The organism is Streptomyces cucumeris (genome assembly GCF_024295805.1).
In the GTDB taxonomy this organism is placed as follows: domain Bacteria; phylum Actinomycetota; class Actinomycetes; order Streptomycetales; family Streptomycetaceae; genus Streptomyces; species Streptomyces cucumeris.
Genome location: NZ_JANCLX010000013.1, coordinates 154,074 through 176,017 on the forward strand (window position 1 = coordinate 154,074; position 21,944 = coordinate 176,017).

Here is a 21,944-nt window from a genome sequence, read left to right on the forward strand (position 1 = left end):
GACGATGCAGCCCGACCGGCCCTGGGGCTGGGTCAGGCGAGCGCAGGCTCCGCCTGGGATACGTCGATGCCTTCGAGCAGCGAGTCGTGTCGAGCGGCGGCCGCAAGAGCGTCGTTCTCGGCCTGAATCCGAATGATCTCGGATTCAAGATCCTGAACGCGCTGCTGAAGCCGTCGCATCTCGGCGAGGACTCGGGGGTCGGAGCCGCCGACGTAACCGAGAAGCGCCTTTGCCATGATGGATGGTCCTCCACAATGAGTGACCGACCGAAGCGGTGTGGGTCGTGAGGGATCGCACCCGCGATGTCTGCCCGTACTACCGTGCTGCCTGGCGGACAAGTTAAGGTGCGCGGGGACTTCCAGCGTCTCACCAATTGGTTTGAGGGTCAACACGATCACACGTCGCCCAGGCCGCGGGGGACGAGAGCACACCGGCGGAACAGAATGCCGCCCTCTCCAGAAGAGCCCCGCGGTGACGAAGATCTTCCGTGACTCCGCAGCCTTCCACGGAGCGGCGCCGTTGGCAACCATCAGCCGATTTCTGCTCACAGGCGGCGAGGACGGCACGGCCGGAGCGGCCTTCGGAGGATCATTCCGGTGGGTCCGTCAGCGGATCTCGAAGGTCTCGTAGCCGCCTCGCGGTGTGTCCCAGATCTCTGTCACACCGTCGACCCGGCCGGGCGTGTCGCCGTCCCGCAGCCAGTCGAGCAACTGTTCGCACTCCGGTCGCGGACCCTCGGCGACGACCTGCACCCGGCCGTCGGAGAGGTTGGAGGCGAAGCCGACGAGGCCCCCGATACGCAGTGCGTTGGCCCGGGTGTACCAGCGGAACCCCACCCCCTGGACCTGGCCGCGGACCCACACGGTGAGACGGACTCTTTCGTTCATGCGTGCACGCTAACCGTCCAATTAGCCGGTCAGCACGCCAGACAGGGGCCTCATGGCGTACAGTCCGGCGTCAACAACACTCACCCACACGAGTGGTTCATGAGTCGCCCACACGAGTGACACAATTCCTATCGAGCACATAAGGAAGGCAGGAGATGGGCCGCCATCGACGATCTGCCCCCGGTCCCGCGGTAGTTCCCCCGCGCGCCGGACGTCACCGGGGGGCGCACCGCAGCGCCTTCGCGCCGGTGCGGACCGGACTGTTGGGCATGTCCGCCGCCGTCGCCGTGGGCGCGGTGGCGATGGCCTCCGGCCTGCTTCCCGGCGGTGGTCACCAGGTCGGCGGCGGCAATGACCCCGCCGGTCAGGTCCAGGCGGGAGGCCCGGTCGACTCCGGCCTGGGGCCCCAGGGCACCCAGTCGCCGTCCCCCTCGCTGCCCGGTCAGGCCCCGGCGGGAGGGGGCGACAGCGGTGCCAAGCCACCGTCCAGCGGCCCGTCGAAGCCCTCGCAGCCGTCCAAGCCCTCCACCCCGTCCACTTCGCCGTCCGACCAGCAGGGCTCGCCCGGCTCCTCGGACCGCGGCGGGGACGAGGACCGCGGCCGCGACGGCGGCAAGGGCTCCTCGGACAAGGAGCGGGACACCCGCCCGCCGGCCAAGCCCGCCGATCCGCCGACCGCGGCCGAGGACCCGGACGACGAGCGCGGCGGCCGGGAGGCGGCGGTCGAGAAGCAGGTGCTCAAGCTGGTCAACAAGGAGCGGGGGAAGGTCGGCTGCTCACCGGTGACCGCCGATCCCAAACTCTCCCAGCTGGCCGACGACTTCAGCGACGACATGGCGCTGCGCGACTTCTTCGACCACGTCAACCCGGACGGCGAGAGCCCCTGGGAGCGTGCCGAGCGGGCGGGCATCATCGACCTGGGCGGCGAGAACATCGCCCGCGGCCAGTCGACCGCACAGGAGGTGATGGACACGTGGATGGACAGCTCCAGCCACCGTGCCAACATCCTCAACTGCGACTACGAGACCATGGGCGTCGGCGCGCACTTCGACGGCGACGGCCCCTGGTGGACCCAGGACTTCGGCTACTGAGGCCGTAAGGGCCTCATCCGGATCCACGCTCACGACCCGGCGGGGCCGGGGGCGGGCCCAGGGCCCCCGGGGGGCCGCACCCCCGGACCCCCCCCCCCGGCGCGCCGTCCCCCCCCGCCGTATCCGGCGGCGGCGGGCCGGCCCGCCGCGAAGGTGCGCGCGGTCTCGGTGACCCGGCGCCCGAGATGTGCCGCGGTCTCCACATCCGCCTTGTGCACACCCTCCACACCCTGGTCGGCATTGGACTGGGCCGCGGCGCCGAGCGAGAAGCCGAGCCGGTTGAGGTCGTTCTCGGACGCGGTGCTGGCGTTCCACCCCGGCTGGAGCCCCAGGTTCACCCAGTGCATGCCGAGCTGTGCGGCGAGCACGGTGAAGAACTGGAGGGTGTGCAGCTTGTCCCCGCTCTTGGAGGCGGAGTTGGTGAACCCGGCGGCCAGCTTGTCCTTCCACGCCTGGCTGAAGAAGCGCGACGAGGTGGACTCGGCGAAGGCGTGGAAGGCGCCGGACGCGGTGCCCATATAGGTGGGCGAGCCGAAGATGATCGCGTCCGAGGCGTCCAGCAGCTCCCAGTCCTGGTCGGTGATGGTGTCGACCTTGATCAGGTGAACGGTGGCCCCGGCGGCGGCCGCGCCCTCGCGGACGGCCTCGGCGAGGACGGCGGTGTGGCCGAAGCCGGAGTGGTAGGCGATGGAGACAACAGGGGTGGTCACGGTGGCGCGCTCCTCAGGCGTCGTAACACGGTGGCTGACGCGACAAGAGAAGCACTAACTTTTAGAAAGCGCAACCTCAGGGTTAGCGCTGCGGACGCGTATGGTTGCTCCATGGACCGTGAACACACTGGTGCGGTATGTCCCGCGACAGGGACCGGGGAAGCGGCCTTCGACGTGTTCGCCCGTGCCTGCCCGTCACGCGCGACGCTGGAGCACGTCACCGGGAGGTGGGGCAGTCTCACCCTGGGCGCGCTGCGCGAGGGCACGCTGCGCTTCAATGAGCTGCGCCGCCGGATCGACGGCGTCAGCGAGAAGATGCTGTCCCAGACGCTGCACGCGCTGGAGCGCGACGGACTGGTGCACCGCGACGCGCAGCCGACCAACCCCCCGCGCGTGGACTACCGGCTCACCCCGCTGGGCGGCGCGGTCGCGGAGCGGCTGCTGGCCCTGATCGACCTGGTCGAGGAACGGATGCCGGAGGTGCTGGAGGCCCGGACGGCCTACGACGGCACGCGCGCGGACAGCGGCGGTACGGCGGCCGGGCGCGGCGGGCGCTGACAGCGCGGGCAGAAGTAGCTGGAGCGGTTCATCCAGGGGCGGCGGCGCATCGGGGTGCCGCAGCGGCGGCAGGGCTCGTTCTCCCGGCCGTAGGCGTCCAGGGAGCGCTCGAAGTACCCGGACTCGCCGTTCACATTGACGTAGAGGCTGTCGAAACTGGTGCCGCCGACCGCCAGCGCCGCGGTCATCACCTCGCGTACATGGCCGAGGAGTTCGGCGCTGCGCGGACGGGTGAGGGTCGCGGTCGGCCGGTCGTAGTGCAGCCGGGAGCGCCACAGCGCCTCGTCCGCGTAGATGTTGCCGACCCCGCTGATCAGCGACTGGTCGAGCAGGGCGCGCTTGACGGTGGTCCGGCGGCGGCGCAGCGCGGTGTGGAACGCCGCCTCGTCGAAGGCGGGGTCCAGGGGGTCCAGGGCGATATGCGCGATGGCGTCGGGCAGTCCGTCCGCGGCGCCGGGCACGGTGTCGTGCAGGGAGAGGCCGCCGAAGGTGCGCTGGTCGACGAAGCGCAGCTCGGTGCCGGTGTCATCGGCGAAGCGCATCCGGACGCGCAGATGCTTCTCGTCCGGGGCGGAGTGCGGCTGGACCAGGAGCTGACCGCTCATCCCGAGGTGGGCCAGGACCGATTCGGCACCGTCCTCGAACGGCAGCCACAGGTACTTGCCGCGGCGGCGGGCCACGGAAGTGGTGCGGCCGGTCAGCCGGGCCGCGAAGTCCTCCGCGCCGCCGAGGTGGCGGCGGACCGCACGGGGGTGCAGCACCTGGACCTCGGCGACCGTGCGGCCGCTGACCCAGCGCTCCAGTCCACGGCGGACCACCTCGACCTCGGGCAGCTCGGGCAACGCGGGCCTCCTTGAGCCTGAAGCCCTCCCGCCCCGCGGGGAACGGCCTGAGCCGTCCGCCGCGGGGCGGGAGGAGCCGTATCGACAGTACGGACGGTGCGGAAGGAGATCAGCGTGCCGTGGAGGCCGTGTCGGCGGCGGCTCCGCCGTCCGCCGTGGTGGCGGACGCGGCGTCCGCCTCGGCCTTCGCCGAGGCTTCGGCCTTGGCCTGGGCCTCGTCGGCAGCGGCGCGGATGGCGCGCCAGGCGGCCTCGGCCGCCTGCTGTTCGGCTTCCTTCTTGCTGCGGCCGGTGCCGGTGCCGTACGCGACACCACCGACGCGGGCGGCAGCCGTGAAGGTCTTCTCGTGGTCGGGCCCGGTCTCGGAGACCAGGTACTCGGGAACCCCGAGACCCTCGGTGGCGGTCAACTCCTGGAGGCTGGTCTTCCAGTCCAGGCCGGCGCCGAGATTCGAGGACTTCTCGATCAGCGGGTCGAAGAGCCGGTGCACCAGTTCGGCGGCGGCGTCGAGCCCCTGGTCGAGATAGACGGCGCCGATCACCGCTTCGAGGGTGTCGGCGAGGATGGATGCCTTGTCCCTGCCCCCGGTGCCCTCTTCGCCCCGGCCGAGCCGGATGAAGGCGCCGAGATCGAGCCCGCGGCCCACCTCTGCCAGCGCACGCGAGTTGACCACCGCGGCCCGCAACTTGGCCAGCTGGCCTTCCGGCAGGTCCGGGTGGATGCGGTACAGCGTGTCGGTGACCACCAGGCCGAGCACGGAGTCCCCGAGGAACTCCAGCCGCTCGTTGGTGGGCAGCCCGCCGTTCTCGTAGGCGAAGGAGCGGTGGGTGAGCGCACGCACCAGAAGGGCGGACTCGAGCTGGTACCCGAGCCGCCCTTCCAGGATCGTGTGGGACGAGGCCGTGTCCGCCTGGACCGCTTCACCGCCGCGCGGATGACCCCCGCGAGGTTCACCCCCGCGCTTGCGGGGAGGCGTAGTGGCGTCTGACATAGAGCCTGTCACCCGCCGATCAGACCTCGAGGACCTGGCGGCGGTTGTAGGTGCCGCAGCTCGGGCACGCGATGTGCTGCTGCTTCGGCTCGTGGCAGCGCTCGCACGCCACCAGGGTGGGGACCGCAGCCTTCCACTGCGACCGGCGGTGGCGCGTGTTGCTGCGCGACATCTTCCGCTTCGGAACAGCCACGGCTACTTCTCCTGTGGGTCATCCCCGCGCTCGCGGGGTGCGTTGTCCTTCTCGCCGTCCCTCATGGTGTCGGCGAGTCCCTGCAGCGCCGCCCAACGGATGTCGGCGGCGTCATGGTGGTGGTCCGGGTCGTCCGCGAGCCGCGCACCGCATTCGGCGCACAGCCCCGGGCAGTCCTCCCGGCACACCGGCTGCAACGGCAGTGCGAGCACCACCGCGTCCCGCAGCACGGGCTCGAGGTCGAACAGGTCGGCCTCGAGAAAGAGCGTCTCCTCTTCCTCGGCGTCGTCGCCGGTGTCCGCTTCGCGGCTCCGGTCGTCGGCGTCGGGGTAGGAGTACATCTCCTGGAAATCCGCTTCGAGCTCATGCTCCAGCGGCTCCAGACACCTTACGCACTCCCCCGTGAGCGGCGCACGGCCGGTGCCTGTGACGAGCACCCCTTCCATGACCGACTCAAGACGGAGCTCGAGCTCCACGGTCGCGCCCTCCCGCACCCCGATGACCTCGATACCGAGGTCCTTGGGTGCCGCCACGGAGCGGGAGATCCTTTTCAGCGCACCGGGACGACGGCCCAGCTCACGTGTGTCGAACACGAGGGGGGCACGGTGGTCGAGGCGGGCGTTCAGGGCTTCCTGCTTTCTACGCTGCGGCGGGCCGCCCGGAGCTGATGCAAGGTGGGCAGCCGAGATCGCGGACGTACGCGCGACCGAAGAGCCAGGATACTGGACGGTTCGCCGTAGACCCAATCCGGCCGGTGAGGAGGGACCGGGGCGGGACTAGCGGCCCTGTTCGTACTGACGGAGCTGATCGAGGTCGATCATGCTCGTGTCGAACAGGCTGGTCTCGTCCAGCGCCGCGCCCTGCTGCGCCTGCGGGTGCTGCTGGGGGTGCTGGTGCTCCGGGGCGGCGTATCCGGCGGCCGGGTCGTATCCCTGGGCCTGCTGCGGCCAGCCGTAGGCGTCCTGCTGCCCGTAACCGGACTGCGCGGCCGCGGCGTACGGGTCCTGCTGGGGCATGGGCGGCACGTACTGCTGCGGGTAACCGTAGGCGTCGACCTGCGGCGGTGACTGCGGCTGGCCCTGGGCCTGCTGTGGATAACCCGCGGTGGCGGCGTAGTACCCGGCGTCGGCCGCGGCGTGCTCAGGCGGCGCGACGGGCACCTCGGCCGGGGCGACCGGGATGCCCGGGGCGCCGGGCACGTCCGGGGCGAGCCCCATCCCGGACCGGGCGAGGTCCGCGAGGTAGTCGTCGTCGCTGGTGTGCAGACCGCCGGCGGCCGCGTCCTGGGCCGCCATATGGGCGCCCAGCTCATCGGCCGGACGCGCGCCCAGCAGCTTCTGACGGCCGCGGCCGACCGCCTCCAACGTCTTGGCGAGCACTGCCGAGACCGCGCCCAGCTTGGTGTCCACGTAGTCGTCGGCCCGCTGGCGCAGGGTGTGCGGATCGGCGCTGCGCTCGGGTGCCTCCTCCGGCTGTCCGGCCGCGGCCGTCCCGTCGCCGTAGGGGTCCGCGGGGGCGCGGCCGAGCAGCTTCTCCCGGCCGCGGTCCACCGAGCCGATGGTCTTGGTCAGCACGACCTCGAAGTTGGCCAGCTTGCTGTCGACGTAGTCGTCGGCCTCCGCGCGGATCTCCTCGGCCTCCCGGCGGGCCTCCCCCAGGATCCGGTCCGCCTCCTCCTGGGACTGCCGGGCCACCTCGGTGCCGGAGATCAGCGAGGTGCGCTGGGTGTGCGCGGCCTCGATGATCCGGTCGGCCTCCTGGCGGGCGTCCTCGACCATCCGGTCACGGCCGCCGATCAGCTCCTGGGCGTGGGCGAGCGAGTCCGGGAGCGCCGCCCGCACCTCTTCGAGCATGGCGAGCAGCTCGGCCCGGTTGACCACGCACGAGGCCGACATGGGCATGGACCGGGCGCTGCCGACGGCCTTGACGATCTCGTCGAGCTTCTTCTGCACGTCCACTGTGACTGCTCGCAGACTGATCGGATGCGGATGGACAGGAACGGGGACGACTGTACGGCCAGCGGGCCCCTCCCGGACACCCGCTGACACCCCGTCAGCGGCTACTTCCGTCCGAGCCTCTCGGTCAGGGCCTCCAGTACCAGCGGAGGCACCAGATGGGCGACGTCGCCGCCCCAGGCCGCGACCTCCTTGACCAGGCTGGAGGAGAGGAAGCTGTAGGTGGGGTTGGTGGGGACGAACAGCGTCTCCACGCCCGACAGGCCGTTGTTCATCTGCGCCATCTGCAACTCGTAGTCGAAGTCGCTGACGGCCCGCAGCCCCTTGACGATCGCGGGGATCTCACGCTGCTTGCAGAAGTCGACCAGCAGTCCGTGGAACGCCTCCACGGAGACGTTCCCGTACTCCGCGGTGGTCTGGCGGAGGAGGTCCATACGCTCCTCCACCGTGAACAGCCCCTGCTTGGACTTGTTGATCATCACGGCGACGTACACCTCGTCATAGAGCTTCGAGGCGCGGCCGATGATGTCGAGGTGTCCGTTGGTGACGGGGTCGAAGGACCCCGGACAGACTGCGCGGCGCAACAGTGGTTCCTCGCTCTCGGGTCCGGTCATGACGCGTTGTCGCACGTCGAGGCGGCGCGACCGTACCAAAGCGTGCCCTCGCCGTAACGACGGGCCCGCAGTCCCTCGTAACCGTCCGGCCACCCGAACTCCCCGCCTCGTGTGCTCCGCTCCACGGTGGCCAGCGCGTCCGGCGCGAGCCAGCCCTTGTGGCGGAGTGTGAGCAGGATCTCGCGGAGATCGTCGTCGGTCACGGCGTACGGCGGGTCCAGGAAGACCACGTCGTACGGGCCGGTGGCGGGCGCCGGTCCGGCCAGGGCCTGTTCGGCCTTCGCGGTGCGCAGCTCGGCCCCGGGCAGGCCGAGCGTACGGATGTTCTCGCGGATGGTGCGGGCCGCGCGCTGGTCGGATTCCACCAGCAGTACGTGGGCCGCGCCCCGGGACAGCGCCTCCAGGCCGACCGCGCCCGAACCGCCGTACAGATCCAGGACCCGTGCCCCGTCGAGGGAGCCGAGCAGCGACTCCCAGGTGGAGAACAGGCCCTCGCGCGCCCGGTCCGAGGTGGGTCGGGTGCCGTTTCCGGGGGGCACGGCCAGCCGTCGGCCGCCGGCCGCTCCGGCGATCACGCGGGTCATGGGTCAGGCAGTCCTTCGGGGTGGTCGGGGCAGCGGAGGCCGCGCGGTCACGCGCCGCCGCCCCTCCACGATATGGCGTCCCGGGCGGCCGGGGGCCGCCGAGCTCCCGCCGGCGGCCGTCAGCCCTTGTCGAGGAACTCCTCGCGCTCCTCGTCCAGCAGGGCGTCCAGCGCGGTGCGCAGCTCCGGATAGCCGGTGAGCTCCGGATCGGCCGTGACCAGGGCGGTGGCCTCCTCCCGGGCCGCGGCGATGACCTCCTCGTCGTCGATGACCGCGAGCACCCGCAGCGAGGAGCGGGCGCCGGACTGGGCCTGGCCGAGCACATCGCCCTCGCGGCGCTGCTCCAGGTCGATCCGGGACAGCTCGAATCCGTCCAGGGTGGCTGCCACCGCGCCGAGCCGGGTCCGCGCGGGACTGGCCTCGGGCATCTCGGTGACCAGCAGACACAGCCCGGGGGCCGAGCCACGGCCGACCCGGCCGCGCAGCTGGTGGAGCTGGGAGACGCCGAACCGGTCGGCGTCCATGATCACCATGGCGGTGGCGTTCGGCACGTTGACGCCGACCTCGATGACGGTGGTGGCCACCAGGACGTCGACGGCGCCCGCGGCGAAGCGGCGCATCACCTCGTCCTTGGCCTCCGGCTGCATCCGGCCGTGCAGCACCTCCACCCGCAGATCGGCCAGCGGGCCCTTGGCGAGCTGCTCGGCGATGTCCAGCACGGCCAGCGGGGGCCGCTTCTCGGCCTCGGCCGCCTCGGCTCCCTCTTCCCCGGATTTCTTCTGCTTCGCGGCCTTGGCCTCGTCCTCCTCGTCGCCGATGCGCGGACAGACCACATACGCCTGATGGCCGCCCGCCACCTCCTCGCGCACCCGCTCCCAGGCGCGGGCCAGGAAGTGCGGCTTGTCCTTGGCGGGCACCACATGGGAGGCGATCGGGGAACGTCCGGCGGGGAGCTGGTCCAGGACGGAGGTCTCCAGATCGCCGAAGACGGTCATGGCCACGGTGCGCGGGATGGGGGTGGCCGTCATCACCAGCAGATGCGGGGGCTGCTTGCCCTTGGAGCGCAGGGCGTCCCGCTGCTCGACGCCGAAGCGGTGCTGCTCGTCGACGACCACCAGCCCCAGGTCGTGGAACTGGACCTTGTCCTCGATCAGCGCATGGGTGCCGATCACGATCCCGGCCTCGCCGGTGACCAGGTCCAGCAGGGCCTGGCGGCGGGCCGCGGCACCCATGGAGCCCGTGAGCAGCACCACCTTGGTGCCCTGTTCGGCGCCGCCCAGCATGCCGCCCTCGGCCAGCTCGCCCATCATCTCGGTGATCGAGCGGTGGTGCTGCTGGGCGAGCACCTCGGTGGGCGCGAGCATCGCCGCCTGTCCCCCGGCGTCCACCACACCGAGCATCGCCCGCAGCGCCACCATGGTCTTGCCCGAGCCCACCTCGCCCTGGAGCAGCCGGTGCATGGGGTGTTCGGTGGCGAGGTCGGCGAAGATCTGCTCACTGACCCGGCGCTGGCCGTCGGTGAGGGTGAACGGCAGCCGGGCGTCGAACGCGGTGAGCAGACCGTCCTCGACGGGACGGCGCGGGGCCGCGGGCAGTTGGGCCTCGGCCCGGCGGCGCCGGGCCAGGGCGACCTGGAGGACGAACGCCTCGTCCCACTTCAGCCGGTCCCGGGCGGCGGCGATGTCCGCCTTGGTGCGGGGCCGGTGGATCTTGCGCAGCGCCTCGGGCAGGGTGGCCAGGCCCCGGCCTTCCCGCAGCGCACCGGGCAGCGGGTCCACCAGCTCGGCCAGGACGGCGTCCTCGCTGCCCGCGGGGCCCAGCACGATGTCCACGGCCTGCTGGATCTGCCAGGACTCCATCTGCTTGCACGCCGGGTACAGCGGCAGCAGCTGGTTGGCGAACGCCTCGACGGCGTCCGCCCCGCTCCCGGCGCCCAGCGTCTTGAACTCCGGGTGGGCGAGCTGGCGCTTGTGGTTGAAGACCGTGACCTTGCCCGCGAACATGCCGCGGGTGCCGGGGACCAGCTGGGTACGGGGCTTGTGGACGCCCTTGCCGAAGAAGACGAGCTGGAGACGGCCGCTGCCGTCGGTGATGGTGACCTCCAGGCGCTGCCCGCGTCCCCCGTTGAACTTCAGCACCCGGGCGTCCGCGACCTGCGCGACGACGGTCACATGCTCGTCCAGGGGCAGATCGGAGAGCCGGGTCAGCTCACCCCGCTCCGCGTACCGCCGCGGGTAGTGGTGGAGCAGATCGCCGACCGTGTGCAGGCCGAGGTGCTCGGCCATCACCTTCGCGGTGTTGCCGCCGAGGACCTTCTTCAGGGGTTCTTCGAGCACGGGCACGGAGTCCATTGCACACCACCGCACCGACAGACGGGGCCAGGCGAGGGGGCGCAGGCCCGTCCCGTGGGGTCATTCGATGCCTATGATCAGCGGCACGGAGGGCTGGCCGCCGCGGTAGACGACCGTGTCGACGGCGAAGTGCACATCCCGCACATGGCGTTCCAGCCGCTCGGCGAGGTCGTCCGGCAGATCCTCGCCCAGCACCAGCGTCACCATCTCGCCGCCCGCGGCCAGCATCCGGTCCAGCACGGTCTCGGCGGTGTCCGCCAGTCCGGCCCCGATCACCGCCACATCGCCGTCGATCAGCCCGAGGACGTCCCCGGCCTGGCACACCCCGGCCATGGTCCAGGACTGGCGCTCGGCGACGGCCAGTTCGGCGTAGCGGGTGGCGCCCGCGGCCGAGGTCATGGCGACGACGTCCTCGTCGAAGCTGCGCGCGGGCTCGTGCACGGCGAGCGCGGCGATGCCCTGGACCGCGGAGCGGGTGGGGATGACGGCGACCCGTACGCCTTCGGTCCGGGCCTGGGCCGCGGCGGCCGCGGCGGGGTGGCGCAGTCCGGCGTCGTTGGGCAGCAGGACGACCTCGCGGGCGTGCGCCCGCCGGACGGCCTCGGCCAGCTCACCGCTGGCGGGCGGCTCCCCGGGGCGGGCGGTGACCACGGTGGCCCCGGCACCTGCGCACAGGGCGGCCAGCCCGTCGCCGGGGACGACGGCGACCACCGCGCGAGGCGCGAGCGGGGTGCCCGGTGGCTCCTGGTCGCGCGGTTCCTCCGGGCGCCGCCCGGCGGTGTCCGCGCTCAGCCGGTCCGGGTGTCCGGTGGCACCGAAGTGGGTGATGCGGATCCGGTAGGGCCGTCCGGCCTGGATGCCCGCCTCCACGGCCGCGCCCGCGTCGTCCACATGGACATGGACGTTCCACAGCCCGTCGCCGCCGACGACCACCAGGGAGTCACCGAGGGGCTCCAGCCGCTCGCGCAGCCGGGCCACGGCGGTGTCGTCCGCCTCCAGCAGATAGATCACCTCATAGCCGGGCCCGTCGGAGGGGGACGCCTCGGCGGCGCAGTCCCCGGCGTCCGGGAGTCCCGGGGGCCGCGGTGCCGTGGCGGGCGCGCGCTCGGCGGTACGGGGCCGCCCCGGGGCGGCGGGGGCCGCGGGGGCCTCGCCCGACAGGGTCTCGGCCAGTCCGCCCAGCACGGTCACCAGGCCGTAGCCGCCCGCGTCCACGACGCCCGCGCGGGCGAGCGCGTCGAGTTGTCCGGGGGTGGCCTGAAGCGCGGCGCGCGCCCCCTCGTACGCGGCCCGCGCCACCGTGCCCACATCGCCGGTGGCCCGCTCCGCGCTCTCGGCGGCGGCCACCGCGACGGTCAGCACGGTGCCCTCGACGGGGTGCGCGACGGCCAGGTAGGCCAGCTCGACCGCGCGCCGCAGGGCCCGGCGCAGCCCGTCGGCCTCGTCGGCCCCCGCGCCCCGGTCCCCCTCGCCGGGGCGGTCACCGGCCAGCACATCGGCCATCCCGCGCAGCAGCTGCGCCAGGATGGTGCCGGAGTTGCCCCGGGCGCCGATCAGCGCGCCGTGGGCCATGGCGCGCACCACATCGGCGAGGGTGGGGCGGGAGGCGGCGGCCGAGGCGGCGTGGCCGTCGAAGGCGGCGTCCACGGCCCGGGCGGCGGATTCGACGGTCAGGTAGAGATTGGTGCCGGTGTCCCCGTCCGCGACCGGGTAGACGTTGATCGCGTCGATCTCCTCGCGGGCCCGGCCCAGTGCGTCCAGTGCCAGCCCGCACCAGGTCCGTACCGCATCGGCGTCGAGCGTGTGCGGCACGTACGTCCTCCTCGGGAGGGCTGGGGCGGGGTCCGTCATCGGATCATCGCAGGGTAGTCGCCGCCCTCGGCGGGTGCCGGGGCAGCCATGATAGTTTCGTTGTACGGGAGTGGCCGTTGTATGCTGCTCCGGTTGCCCGATGAGAATCGGGCCATTCCCCCAGGCGCAGCCGGTCCCCCAGGATCTTGGCAACGCCCGGGGTTCCCGTAAGTGTCTGTCTCCTCGCGAGAAGCGAGGCTGACCCGTCTTTGGAGTAACCCGTGGCTGCCAACTGCGACGTCTGCGGCAAGGGGCCGGGCTTCGGCAACAACATCTCGCACTCGCACCGCCGCACCCGCCGTCGTTGGAACCCCAACATCCAGACGGTGCGCGCTGTGGTCGGTCGTACCCCGAAGCGGCTCAACGTCTGCACCTCGTGCATCAAGGCCGGCAAGGTCTCGCGCTAGGCGCACGGCCTCCCCGCTCACGCGGGATCCGGTGCTCAGGCCGGTCCACCGATGACGTGGACCGGCCTTTTCGCATGCCCTCGGACGGCCTTCCGGCGGTCCGAGGGCGCCTGCGTGTCCCGGTTCGCGGCCGGGTTCACAGCCAGCCGTGGTCGACCGGGCCGATACCCCCGCCGAGAGGGAAGCCCGCCGCGATGGCACCGGTGACGTACTGCTTGGCGGCCGTGACGGCCCGCGGGACGTCCTCGCCCCCCGCGAGATAGGTGGCCACGGCCGAGGCGAGGGTGCAGCCCGTGCCGTGCGTATGGCGGTTGTCGTAGCGCGGCGCCCGCAACCAGTGCTCCTCGCTGCCGTCGGTGAGCAGATCCACCGCGTCGCCCGCCAGATGACCGCCCTTGATCAGCGCCCAGCGCGGCCCGAACGCCAGCACCGCCCCGGCCGCGCGCCGCAGATCGTCCTCCGACTCCACCTGGACACCGGTGAGCTGGGCCACCTCATCCAGGTTGGGCGTGGCCACCGTGGCGGTCGGCAGCAGCTTGGTACGGACCGCGTCGAGCGCGTCGGCGGCCAGCAGCGCATCACCGTGCTTGGAGACCCCGACCGGGTCGACCACCACCGGAACGGTCAGTTCCGCCAATAGCGCGGCAACGGTCTCGACCAGTCCGGCGGTGGCCAGCATTCCGGTCTTGACCGCCTGGACGCCGATGTCGTCAACCACACTGCGGAACTGGGCCCGGACGGCGTCGGCGGGCAGTTCCCAGGCGCCCTGTACGCCCAGGGAGTTCTGCGCGGTCACCGCGGTGATCACACTCATCCCGTGGGCGCCCAGGGCCAGCATCGTCTTCAGATCGGCCTGGATGCCCGCCCCGCCGCCGGAGTCGGACCCGGCGACGGTGAGCACCCGGGCGGGCGCCCCGGTGGTGCGCGCCATCCGCGGCGGACGGGCGGGCGGCTGGGGACGAGAGGAGAGCGGCATACGCCCGAATCTACTCGGCGTCCTGGTCGTCCCCGAAGTGGTCCCACCCCGCGTGCAGCCAGGGGGCGCCGTCCACCGTCACCTGCGGCAGCGCCGAGGGGTTGAGCACCCCGCCGATCACCTTCCAGCGGGCGGGCAGTTTCACGTCCGGCGGGAAGGTGGCCACGATCGCGTGGTCCTCTCCCCCGCTGAGCACCCACTGCAACGGATCGACGCCCACCGCCTGTCCGATGTCCGACATCTGCGAGGGGATGTCGATGTCCCCCGAGCGCAGGTCGATCCGGACCCCGCTGGCCTCCGCGATATGTCCGAGGTCGGCGACCAGGCCGTCGCTCACATCGGTCATGGCGGTCGCGCCGAGCCCGGCGGCCGCGGGACCCGCGTGGTACGGCGGTTCCGGACGGCGGTGCGCCTCGACGAAGGCCCGCGGGGAGCGGAATCCCCGGGAGAGCACCGCATGTCCGGCCGCCGACCAGCCCAGCCAGCCGGTGACCGCGACAACATCGCCCGGCTGGGCACCGGATCGGGTGACCGGCTCGTGGTTGCGCAGATCGCCCAGGGCGGTGATCGCGACCGTGATGGTGTCCCCGCGCACCACATCGCCACCGGCCACCGCGGCGCCCGCCACCTGGCATTCGTCCCGGATGCCGTCCATCAGCTCGGCCGGCCAGGTCACCGGCAGATCGGCGGGGACCACCAGCCCGAGCAGCAGGGCGGTCGGCACCGCGCCCATCGCCGCGATATCGGCCAGATTCTGTGCCGCGGCCTTGCGGCCCACGTCGTACGCGGTGGACCAGTCCCGGCGGAAGTGGCTGCCCTCCAGCAGCACATCGGTGCTCGCCACCACCCTGCGGTCGGGTGCGGCCACGACCGCGGCGTCGTCACCGGGCCCCAGCTTCACCGCCGGGGTGGTGGTGAGCCGTGAGGTGAGCTCCCTGATGAGCCCGAACTCCCCCAACTCGCCCACGGTGCCCTTCATCCCATTGCCCCTTCGTACCGATGGCTCATTGCCCGCCGCGCCGCGCACCGAGCGCGGGTCTCCCCGAGCCGCCTGGCGACGCGGTACCGTGGCGTCCCTTCTCCCCACATGATCCTCGTAGGCGCCCTGGAGGTTCCGTGGTACAGGCGTACATCCTGATCCAGACCGAGGTCGGCAAGGCGTCGACCGTGGCCGACGTCATCGCCAAGCTCTCGGGAGTGATCCAGGCCGAGGACGTCACCGGACCGTACGACGTGATCGTGCGGGCCCAGGCCGACACGGTCGACGAGCTGGGACGCATGGTCGTCGCCAGAGTCCAGCAAGTGGAGGGCATCACGCGCACCCTGACCTGCCCGGTGGTCCATCTGTAGTCCCCCGTATCATCGAGCGGTGAATTCCGCACACCGTACTTCCACCCGAAGGTCCGTCCCGCTGGCCGCCACCGCGGCGCTGGTCCTGTGCGCGGTGGCCGGCTGCTCGTTCACCAACGACTCCGACGACACCGGGGCACCGGCGGTTCCCAAACCGACGAAGCAGGCCGCCGCCTTCTGCCGGGCACTGCACAAGGAGCTTCCCCGCACCGTGAACGGGCTGAAGCGGGGCACCGCCGATCCCGTCTCGGACTTCACGGCCGTCTGGGGTGACCCCGCCGTACAGCTGCGCTGCGGAGTCTCCCGGCCGGCCGCCGCGGCCACCTCGACCCGCTCCGCCGGGGTCAACGGCGTGGAGTGGCTGCCCGAGGAGCAGGACGACGGCTATCGCTTCACCACGGTACTGCGCCGGGCGTATGTCGAGGTGACGGTGCCGGAGAAGTACGCGCCGGAGGTCGATCCGCTGATCGACCTCGCCGACGCCGTCAAGAAGACCGTGCCCGAGGGCGTGGCCTAGGCCGTTTCTTGTGGATCAGCTTCTTGTGGATCAGCGCAGCCCGGTGGAGCGGCGCAGTGCGGCCTGGATCAGCCGGTCGACCAGCTCCGGGTAGCCGACCCCGCTCTCCTGCCACATCCGCGGGTACATCGAGATCGGGGTGAACCCGGGCATGGTGTTCACCTCGTTGATCACGAACTCGCCGTTCTCCAGCAGGAAGAAGTCGGCGCGCACCAGGCCCTCGCAGGACACCGCGTCGAACGCCCGTACCGCGAGCTCCTGGACCCGCCGGGTCTCCTCCTCGGTGAGCGGTGCGGGCACCACGCCGTCGGCGGAGTCGATGTACTTGGCCTCGAAGTCGTAGAAGTCATGGGCGGAGACCGGCGGGATCTCGGCGGGCACACTGGCGCGCGGGCCGTCCTCGAACTCCAGCACCCCGCATTCGATCTCGCGGCCGCGCAGCAGCGCCTCCACGATGACCTTGGGGTCGTGGGCCCGTGCCTCCTCGATCGCGGCGTCGAGACCGGCGGCGTCGTCGACCTTGGTGATGCCGATGGACGAACCGGCGCGGGAGGGCTTCACGAAGAGCGGCCAGCCGTGCTCCCCGGCGAAGTCCACGATCCTGCGGCGGGCGGCGGCCGGGTCCTTCTCCCATTCGCGGGGGCGGATCACCTCGTACGGGCCGACCGGCAGCCCGAAGGAGACGAACACCCGCTTCATGTACTCCTTGTCCATGCCGACGGCCGAGGCGAGCACACCCGCGCCCACGTAGGGCACCCCGGACAGCTCCAGCAGCCCCTGGAGGGTGCCGTCCTCGCCGTAGGGGCCGTGCAGCATGGGGAAGACCACGTCCACGTCGCCCAGCGCCTTGGGCACCGATCCGGGCTCGCTGTAGACGACCTCACGGTTGCCCGGGTCGACAGGGAGCACGACCGAGCCCTCCACGGACTCGGCGAGCCCCGCGACGGTCGGCAGCTCGCGGTTGGCGATGGCCATCCGCTCGGGCTCGTCGGCGGTCAGGGCCCAACGGCCGTCCGAGGTGATGCCGATCGGCAGCACGTCGTACTTCTCGCGGTCGATCGCCCGCAGCACGGCGCCCGCGGTGACCACGGAGATGGCGTGTTCCGAGCTGCGCCCGCCGAAGACGACGGCGACGCGCGGCTTCCGCGGCTCGCCTTCGGAGGAGGCCGGGACAGGGCGTGGGGAAGGGGTCTGGCTGCTCATATCGCGTTGAGGTTACCTTGCGGTTCCGGCGCCGTCAGTGCCGCTCGGCCTTGGCGCTGCGCGACATCAGCTCTTTGAGTGCGACGAGCGGCTGTTTGCCGTCGTGCACGATGCCGACCACGGTCTCGGTGATGGGCATGTCGACGTCGTGGCGCCGGGCGAGATCGGCCACGGACTCGCACGACTTGACGCCCTCCGCGGTCTGCCGGGTGACCGCGATGGTCTCCTCCAGCGTCATCCCGCGGCCCAGATTGGTGCCGAAGGTGTGATTGCGGGAGAGCGGCGAGGAGCAGGTGGCGACCAGGTCGCCCATGCCCGCGAGCCCCGCGAAGGTGTGGGCGTCGGCGCCCATCGCCAGTCCGAGCCGGGTCGTCTCGGCCAGTCCGCGGGTGATCAGCGACGCCTTGGCGTTGTCGCCCAGGCCCATGCCGTCGGCGATGCCCACGGCCAGCGCGATCACGTTCTTCACGGCGCCGCCCAGTTCACAGCCGACCACGTCGGTGTTGGTGTACGGGCGGAAGTACGGGGTGTGGCAGGCGGTCTGCAGGCGGCGGGCCACCTCCTCGTCGCGGCAGGCCACGACGGACGCGGCGGGCTGCCGGGCGGCGATCTCCCGGGCCAGGTTGGGGCCGGTGAGCACGGCCACCCGCCCGGCCACCTCGGCGCCGGGGGACGCCTTGCCGACGACCTCCTCGATCACCTCGCTCATCCGCTTGGCGGTGCCGAGTTCGACGCCCTTCATCAGGGAGACCAGCACGGTGTCGGCGGGCAGCAGCGGCGCCCAGCCGGCGAGGTTCTCGCGCAGCGTCTGGGAGGGCACCGCGAGCACGGTGAACTCCGCGTCCCGGGCGGCCTCGGCCGGGTCGGTGGTGGCCCGCACCCCGCGCGGCAGCTCGGTGCCGGGGAGATAGTCGGGGTTGACGCGGTCGCTGTTGATCGCGTCCACCAGCCCGGCGCGGCGGCCCCACAGCGTCACCTCGCATCCGGCGTCGGCGAGCACCATCGCGAACGCGGTGCCCCAGGAGCCGGTGCCGAAGACGGCGCAGCGCGTCACTTGCTCTCCTCTTCGGCCACGGGGCGCGGCTGGTCGGCGGAGTGGGGGCGGGCGGCCGGGATGTCCTTGGCGGCGCGGACGGGCAGGGCCTCCCCGCGCACCTCGGCGAGGAGGTCGGTGATGGCGGCCATGATGGTGTCGGTGGCGGCCCGCAGCACCTCGGCGGTGGGCTCCTGCCCGTAGTACTCGGACAGGTCCACCGGCGGTCCGGCGTGCACCTTGAGGGTCTTGCGCGGGAAGAGGCGGACCTTCTTCTCCTTGGCGTACGGCGGCACGGCCTCGTTGGCGCCCCACTGGGCGACGGGGATGACGGGCGCCTTGGTCAGCAGGGCGACCCGGGCAGCACCGGTCTTGCCCCGCATCGGCCACATCGCGGGGTCGCGGGTGAGGGTGCCCTCGGGGTAGAAGGCCACGCACTCGCCCTTGTTGATGGCGTCCACGGCGGCCCGGAAGGCGTTGGCCGCGTCGGTGGACTCGCGGTAGACCGGGATCTGGCCGGTGCCGCGCAGGAAGGTTCCGACGAAGCTGCCCTTGAAGAGCGCGGCCTTGGCCAGGAAGCGCGGCACCCGTCCGGTGTTGTACTGGAAGTGCGCGTAGGAGAGGGGGTCGAGATACGAGTTGTGGTTGATCGCGGTGATGAATCCACCGTCGGCGGGAATGTGCTCCATTCCGTGCCAGTCCCGCTTGAACAGAACCACCATGGGCGGTTTGACCAAGACCGCTGCCATGCGGTACCAGATGCCGATTCTGCGGCCGGACACTCGGAACATCCTCCTCTTTGACCCTGCTGACCTGCTGGCTTGCTGCCGTCCGGGCAGCCGCACAAGTGTCGCTCCAGGTACCCGGTCTGTCGAGGACACCGTAACCCCGCCCGTCCCGGCGGAGCCCGGCAGCGGGTGAGAATGAGGCCCGTGGGAACAAACGGAGCCCGTGTGGCATGGACGCTGGTGGTGCCGCTGAAACCCCTGGCCCGGGCCAAGAGCCGGCTGTCCGAGGCCGCCGGGGACGAACTGCGGCCCGGACTGGCGCTGGCGTTCGCGCTGGACACCGTGGCGGCGGCGCTGTCGGCCGGGCTGGTACGGGGGGTGACCGTGGTCACCGACGACCCGCTCGCCGGGCGCGAGCTGTCGGCGCTGGGCGCCCGGATCCTGCCCGACCCACCGGGAAGCGGACTGAACGCGGCGCTCGCGCACGCCGCGCGCGCGGTCCGGGAGGACCGCCCAGGAGCCGCCGTAGCGGCACTGAACGCCGATCTCCCGGCCTTGCGGCCCGCCGAGCTCGACCAGGTGCTCGAGGTCGCCTCCGGCCTCTCACGCGCCTTTCTGGCGGATGCGGCGGGGGTGGGCACCACCCTGCTCTCGGCGGCACCGGGCACCGCGCTCGCCCCGGCCTTCGGCGGCGCCTCCCGCGCCCGGCACCGGGCGTCGGGGGCCCGGGAGATCGAACTGACCGGTGTGGACTCGGTACGGCGCGACGTGGACACCGGTGAGGACCTGCGCGCCGCGCGGGCGCTGGGCGTGGGTCCGCACACCGCACGGCGGCTGGGCCCGGTGGCCGCCTCCGGCCCCGCGCAAGGGCCCGTTCCCGCTCCCGGAGCCCGGCCCGCCGCCCCGGAACGGGCGTGCGGCGGCGACTCCCTCCCGGCCGACCGGGGCTGACCCCGACGGACGGGGCACGGCGGGTGCGGCACCGGTGCCGCACCGGTCGCGTTGCCGCCCGGTGGCGTTCCACCCGGTGGTGAGGCGTCCCGGTGCGGTCGGCCCGCGAGGCGCCGGACCGGCCCGGTGCCGGGGCGGCGGGCGGGGCGAACCCCGGCCGGCGCGGCACATAGGGTGGCGGTCATGCAGGGAACCGCGTACACCTACGACCCCGAGACCCGCGCCGGGAGCGTGCTGCTCGACGACGGCACCCCGCTCCCCTTCGACGCGGCGGCCTTCGACGCCGGGGGGCTGCGGATGCTGCGCCCGGGGCAGCGGGTGCGGATCGAGGTGGCGGGCGAGGGCGACGACCGCCGTGTGGTCTTCGTGACCCTCCAGACCTTCTGAACACCCAGGACACACCACACACCCGGGAAAACACCGCGGGCCGGGCTCCCCGAGGGAGCCCGGCCCGGCGCGTGACGTAACGGCGGTGCGCCGCTGACTAGCGCTTCCTGGCGGTGGTCTTCTTGGCGGTCTTGCGCGCGGCGGTCTTGCGCGCGGGAGCCTTCTTCGCCGTGGCCTTCTTGGCGGTGGTCTTCTTCGCCGCCGCCTTCTTGGCCGTGGTCTTCTTCGCGGTGGTCTTCTTGGCGGTGGTCTTCTTCGCCGCCGCCTTCTTCGCGGTGGTCTTCTTGGCCGTGGTCTTCTTCGCCGTGGCCTTCTTGGCGGCCGCCTTCTTGGCGGCGACCTGGAGGCTGCCCTTGGGGGCCTTCTTCACGGCGACCTCGCCACCGCGCGGGAGCTTCTTCGAGCCGCTCACCAGGTCCTTGAAGCCCTGGCCCGCGCGGAAGCGGGGCACGGAGGTCTTCTTGACCCGGACCCGCTCACCGGTCTGCGGGTTCCGGGCGTACCGGGCAGGACGCTCCACCTTCTCGAACGAGCCGAATCCGGTGACCGAAACTCGATCCCCGCCGACGACCGCGCGGACGATGGCGTCCAGGACCGCGTCGACCGCCTCGGCGGCGTTCTGCCGGCCGCCGAGCTTGTCGGCAATCGCTTCTACGAGCTGCGCCTTGTTCACGTCTTCCCCTTCGGAGACATTGCCGGAACGAATCTGTCCAGGCTTTTTCGCACGTTAGGCAGATATATACCGCAAATCAAACACGAAACGGGCTAATCACCCTTGTGCCGCAACGCACTCGGTCACGGACTTCCGTCGGAGTCGGGATCTTCGGGGAAACGCCCCTCGTCGAGGTCGTTCATCAACCGCTCCAGACGCCTTGCCGCGTCTGCGAGATCGTGTTTCGCCGCTGACGTGATGACCAGCAGCTTCCGGGACAGCGCCATCCGTACGCCCTCCGGGACTTGCAGTGTGCGCACCCTTGTGTGCGCTTCCTTGAGCCGGGCGGCGACAAGACCGTAGAGCTCGAGTTGGCCGTCGCGTTCCATGCACTGATTGTGCCATCTGAGGCGAGTTGTCGCTTCACGGGGCCTCAACATGCCGATGCGCCGCCGGTCCGAGGACCGGCGGCGCATCATGCCAAACCTGCTCTGTACAGGGAGAACCGGGGGGTCAGAGCTGCACCGTGCGGGGCTTGAAGGAAGGACGACCCACCTCGTACGCGGCGATGTCGGCCTCCTCCCTGAGGGTGAGACTGATGTCGTCCAGACCCTCCAGCAGTCGCCAGCGGGCGTTCTCGTCAAGCTCAAATTCAGCCGTGATGCCTTCGGCACGCACCTGGCGGTCGACGAGGTCCACGGTGACCTCCGCGGCAGGGTCGGATTCCACCAGCTCCCACAGCCGGTCCACCGTCTCCTGCGGCAGCACCACGGTCAGCAGCCCGTTCTTGAGGGAGTTGCCGCGGAAGATGTCGGCGAAGCGGGACGAGATCACGGCCTTGAAGCCGTAGTTCTGCAGCGCCCACACCGCATGCTCGCGGGAGGAACCGGTGCCGAAGTCCGGACCGGCCACCAGAACGGTCCCGCCCTTGTGCTCGGGGCGGTTGAGCACGAACTCCGGGTCCTTGCGCCAGGCCTCGAACAGCCCGTCCTCGAAACCGTCGCGGGTGACCTTCTTGAGCCAGTGCGCAGGGATGATCTGGTCGGTGTCGACGTTGCTGCGGCGCAGCGGTACGGCCCGGCCGGTGTGCGTGGTGAATGCTTCCATGACTGC

General features: G+C 71.8%; 25 protein-coding genes and 2 pseudogenes. 7 read left to right on the forward strand and 20 right to left on the reverse strand.

Features of this window, described 5'->3' with window-relative positions; all coding sequences use genetic code 11:
- Positions 1-32: 32 nt before the first annotated feature.
- Together NMK44_RS20635 and NMK44_RS20640 are read right to left on the reverse strand one after the other, a co-directional pair.
- Positions 33-236 carry a hypothetical protein gene (locus NMK44_RS20635; RefSeq protein WP_254745195.1) on the reverse strand — a complete coding sequence of 68 codons (204 nt, stop codon included), beginning with the start codon at positions 234-236 and terminating at the stop codon, positions 33-35.
- 369 nt (positions 237-605) lie between these two features.
- Positions 606-887, reverse strand: a complete 282-nt coding sequence (locus tag NMK44_RS20640; RefSeq protein WP_254745197.1) for an acylphosphatase — start codon at positions 885-887, stop codon at positions 606-608.
- 269 nt (positions 888-1,156) lie between these two features.
- On the opposite strand from NMK44_RS20640, the gene NMK44_RS20645 reads away from it, so the two are divergent.
- On the forward strand, positions 1,157-1,978 hold the full coding sequence (locus tag NMK44_RS20645) for a CAP domain-containing protein (protein ID WP_308358482.1): 822 nt from the start codon (positions 1,157-1,159) through the stop codon (positions 1,976-1,978).
- A 128-nt stretch (positions 1,979-2,106) separates the two neighbouring features.
- On the opposite strand, the pseudogene NMK44_RS20650 reads toward NMK44_RS20645, so the two are convergent.
- Positions 2,107-2,688 (reverse strand): annotated as a pseudogene (locus NMK44_RS20650) (flavodoxin family protein); the annotation flags it as partial.
- A 111-nt stretch (positions 2,689-2,799) separates the two neighbouring features.
- Between NMK44_RS20650 and NMK44_RS20655 the strand changes: the two are divergent.
- A complete protein-coding gene (locus NMK44_RS20655) occupies positions 2,800-3,246 on the forward strand; it encodes a winged helix-turn-helix transcriptional regulator (protein ID WP_254745201.1) in 447 nt (148 codons plus the stop codon).
- On the opposite strand, the gene mutM is transcribed toward NMK44_RS20655, so the two are convergent.
- The 9 genes from mutM to NMK44_RS20700 all read right to left on the reverse strand — a co-directional run bounded on the left by mutM (position 3,189) and on the right by NMK44_RS20700 (position 12,627).
- Positions 3,189-4,088, reverse strand: coding sequence for a bifunctional DNA-formamidopyrimidine glycosylase/DNA-(apurinic or apyrimidinic site) lyase (gene mutM / locus NMK44_RS20660; RefSeq protein WP_254745203.1), 900 nt, complete (start codon positions 4,086-4,088; stop codon positions 3,189-3,191). The genes NMK44_RS20655 and mutM overlap by 58 nt on opposite strands.
- A 109-nt stretch (positions 4,089-4,197) precedes the next feature.
- Positions 4,198-5,079 carry a ribonuclease III gene (gene rnc, locus NMK44_RS20665; RefSeq protein WP_254745205.1) on the reverse strand — a complete coding sequence of 294 codons (882 nt, stop codon included), beginning with the start codon at positions 5,077-5,079 and terminating at the stop codon, positions 4,198-4,200.
- A gap of 19 nt (positions 5,080-5,098) precedes the next feature.
- Entirely contained in the window at positions 5,099-5,272 is a 174-nt protein-coding gene (gene rpmF, locus NMK44_RS20670) for a 50S ribosomal protein L32 (RefSeq protein ID WP_009714764.1), read from the reverse strand.
- Positions 5,273-5,274: 2 nt separating this feature from the next.
- On the reverse strand, positions 5,275-5,865 hold the full coding sequence (locus tag NMK44_RS20675) for a YceD family protein (RefSeq protein ID WP_254745207.1): 591 nt from the start codon (positions 5,863-5,865) through the stop codon (positions 5,275-5,277).
- A 183-nt stretch (positions 5,866-6,048) separates the two neighbouring features.
- A complete protein-coding gene (locus NMK44_RS20680) occupies positions 6,049-7,230 on the reverse strand; it encodes a DivIVA domain-containing protein (RefSeq protein ID WP_254745209.1) in 1,182 nt (393 codons plus the stop codon).
- 101 nt (positions 7,231-7,331) lie between these two features.
- On the reverse strand, positions 7,332-7,811 hold the full coding sequence (coaD, locus tag NMK44_RS20685; RefSeq protein WP_254745211.1) for a pantetheine-phosphate adenylyltransferase: 480 nt from the start codon (positions 7,809-7,811) through the stop codon (positions 7,332-7,334).
- A 26-nt stretch (positions 7,812-7,837) separates the two neighbouring features.
- Complete coding sequence (gene rsmD, locus NMK44_RS20690; RefSeq protein WP_254745213.1) at positions 7,838-8,425, reverse strand: 16S rRNA (guanine(966)-N(2))-methyltransferase RsmD; 588 nt, start codon at positions 8,423-8,425, stop codon at positions 7,838-7,840.
- A gap of 119 nt (positions 8,426-8,544) precedes the next feature.
- A complete protein-coding gene (gene recG, locus NMK44_RS20695; protein WP_254745215.1) occupies positions 8,545-10,776 on the reverse strand; it encodes an ATP-dependent DNA helicase RecG in 2,232 nt (743 codons plus the stop codon).
- A gap of 60 nt (positions 10,777-10,836) precedes the next feature.
- Positions 10,837-12,627, reverse strand: a complete 1,791-nt coding sequence (locus NMK44_RS20700) for a DAK2 domain-containing protein (protein ID WP_254745217.1) — start codon at positions 12,625-12,627, stop codon at positions 10,837-10,839.
- Positions 12,628-12,848: 221 nt separating this feature from the next.
- Here NMK44_RS20700 and rpmB point away from each other — a divergent pair.
- Positions 12,849-12,959 (forward strand): annotated as a pseudogene (gene rpmB / locus NMK44_RS42895) (50S ribosomal protein L28); the annotation flags it as partial.
- Positions 12,960-13,170: 211 nt separating this feature from the next.
- Here the strand turns inward: rpmB and thiD are convergent.
- Positions 13,171-14,010, reverse strand: a complete 840-nt coding sequence (thiD, locus tag NMK44_RS20710) for a bifunctional hydroxymethylpyrimidine kinase/phosphomethylpyrimidine kinase (RefSeq protein ID WP_374215310.1) — start codon at positions 14,008-14,010, stop codon at positions 13,171-13,173.
- 10 nt (positions 14,011-14,020) lie between these two features.
- A complete protein-coding gene (locus NMK44_RS20715; RefSeq protein WP_254745219.1) occupies positions 14,021-14,989 on the reverse strand; it encodes a thiamine-phosphate kinase in 969 nt (322 codons plus the stop codon).
- Positions 14,990-15,126: 137 nt separating this feature from the next.
- Between NMK44_RS20715 and NMK44_RS20720 the strand changes: the two genes are divergently transcribed.
- Both NMK44_RS20720 and NMK44_RS20725 read left to right on the forward strand, forming a co-directional pair.
- Entirely contained in the window at positions 15,127-15,360 is a 234-nt protein-coding gene (locus NMK44_RS20720) for an Lrp/AsnC ligand binding domain-containing protein (protein ID WP_254745221.1), read from the forward strand.
- A gap of 19 nt (positions 15,361-15,379) precedes the next feature.
- Complete coding sequence (locus tag NMK44_RS20725) at positions 15,380-15,877, forward strand: DUF3515 domain-containing protein (protein WP_254745223.1); 498 nt, start codon at positions 15,380-15,382, stop codon at positions 15,875-15,877.
- 30 nt (positions 15,878-15,907) lie between these two features.
- Here the strand turns inward: NMK44_RS20725 and NMK44_RS20730 are convergent, their stop codons facing one another.
- From NMK44_RS20730 to NMK44_RS20740, 3 genes are read right to left on the reverse strand one after another with little or no spacing between them, the layout of a single operon-like run.
- Positions 15,908-17,080: a D-alanine--D-alanine ligase family protein gene (locus NMK44_RS20730; RefSeq protein WP_254745225.1), complete on the reverse strand. Its 1,173-nt coding sequence runs from the start codon at positions 17,078-17,080 to the stop codon at positions 15,908-15,910.
- 34 nt (positions 17,081-17,114) lie between these two features.
- A complete protein-coding gene (locus tag NMK44_RS20735; RefSeq protein ID WP_254745227.1) occupies positions 17,115-18,134 on the reverse strand; it encodes an NAD(P)H-dependent glycerol-3-phosphate dehydrogenase in 1,020 nt (339 codons plus the stop codon).
- A complete protein-coding gene (locus NMK44_RS20740) occupies positions 18,131-18,895 on the reverse strand; it encodes a lysophospholipid acyltransferase family protein (RefSeq protein WP_254745229.1) in 765 nt (254 codons plus the stop codon). The genes NMK44_RS20735 and NMK44_RS20740 overlap by 4 nt, the downstream gene beginning before the upstream one ends.
- Before the next feature lie 171 nt (positions 18,896-19,066).
- Here NMK44_RS20740 and cofC point away from each other — a divergent pair, with 171 nt between their 5' ends.
- Both cofC and NMK44_RS20750 read left to right on the forward strand, forming a co-directional pair.
- On the forward strand, positions 19,067-19,792 hold the full coding sequence (gene cofC, locus NMK44_RS20745) for a 2-phospho-L-lactate guanylyltransferase (protein ID WP_254745231.1): 726 nt from the start codon (positions 19,067-19,069) through the stop codon (positions 19,790-19,792).
- A 183-nt stretch (positions 19,793-19,975) separates the two neighbouring features.
- The gene (locus NMK44_RS20750; protein WP_254745233.1) at positions 19,976-20,179 is read left to right on the forward strand and encodes a hypothetical protein; all 204 of its coding nucleotides are present in this window, start codon (positions 19,976-19,978) and stop codon (positions 20,177-20,179) included.
- 97 nt (positions 20,180-20,276) lie between these two features.
- Here NMK44_RS20750 and NMK44_RS20755 read toward each other — a convergent pair whose 3' ends face one another.
- The 3 genes from NMK44_RS20755 to leuD all read right to left on the reverse strand — a co-directional run bounded on the left by NMK44_RS20755 (position 20,277) and on the right by leuD (position 21,938).
- Positions 20,277-20,852: an HU family DNA-binding protein gene (locus tag NMK44_RS20755; protein WP_254745235.1), complete on the reverse strand. Its 576-nt coding sequence runs from the start codon at positions 20,850-20,852 to the stop codon at positions 20,277-20,279.
- A gap of 122 nt (positions 20,853-20,974) precedes the next feature.
- Positions 20,975-21,220, reverse strand: coding sequence for an SCO5555 family protein (locus NMK44_RS20760; RefSeq protein WP_176180444.1), 246 nt, complete (start codon positions 21,218-21,220; stop codon positions 20,975-20,977).
- Positions 21,221-21,344: 124 nt separating this feature from the next.
- Positions 21,345-21,938, reverse strand: a complete 594-nt coding sequence (gene leuD / locus NMK44_RS20765; RefSeq protein ID WP_254745237.1) for a 3-isopropylmalate dehydratase small subunit — start codon at positions 21,936-21,938, stop codon at positions 21,345-21,347.
- Between the last annotated feature and the right edge of the window lie 6 nt (positions 21,939-21,944).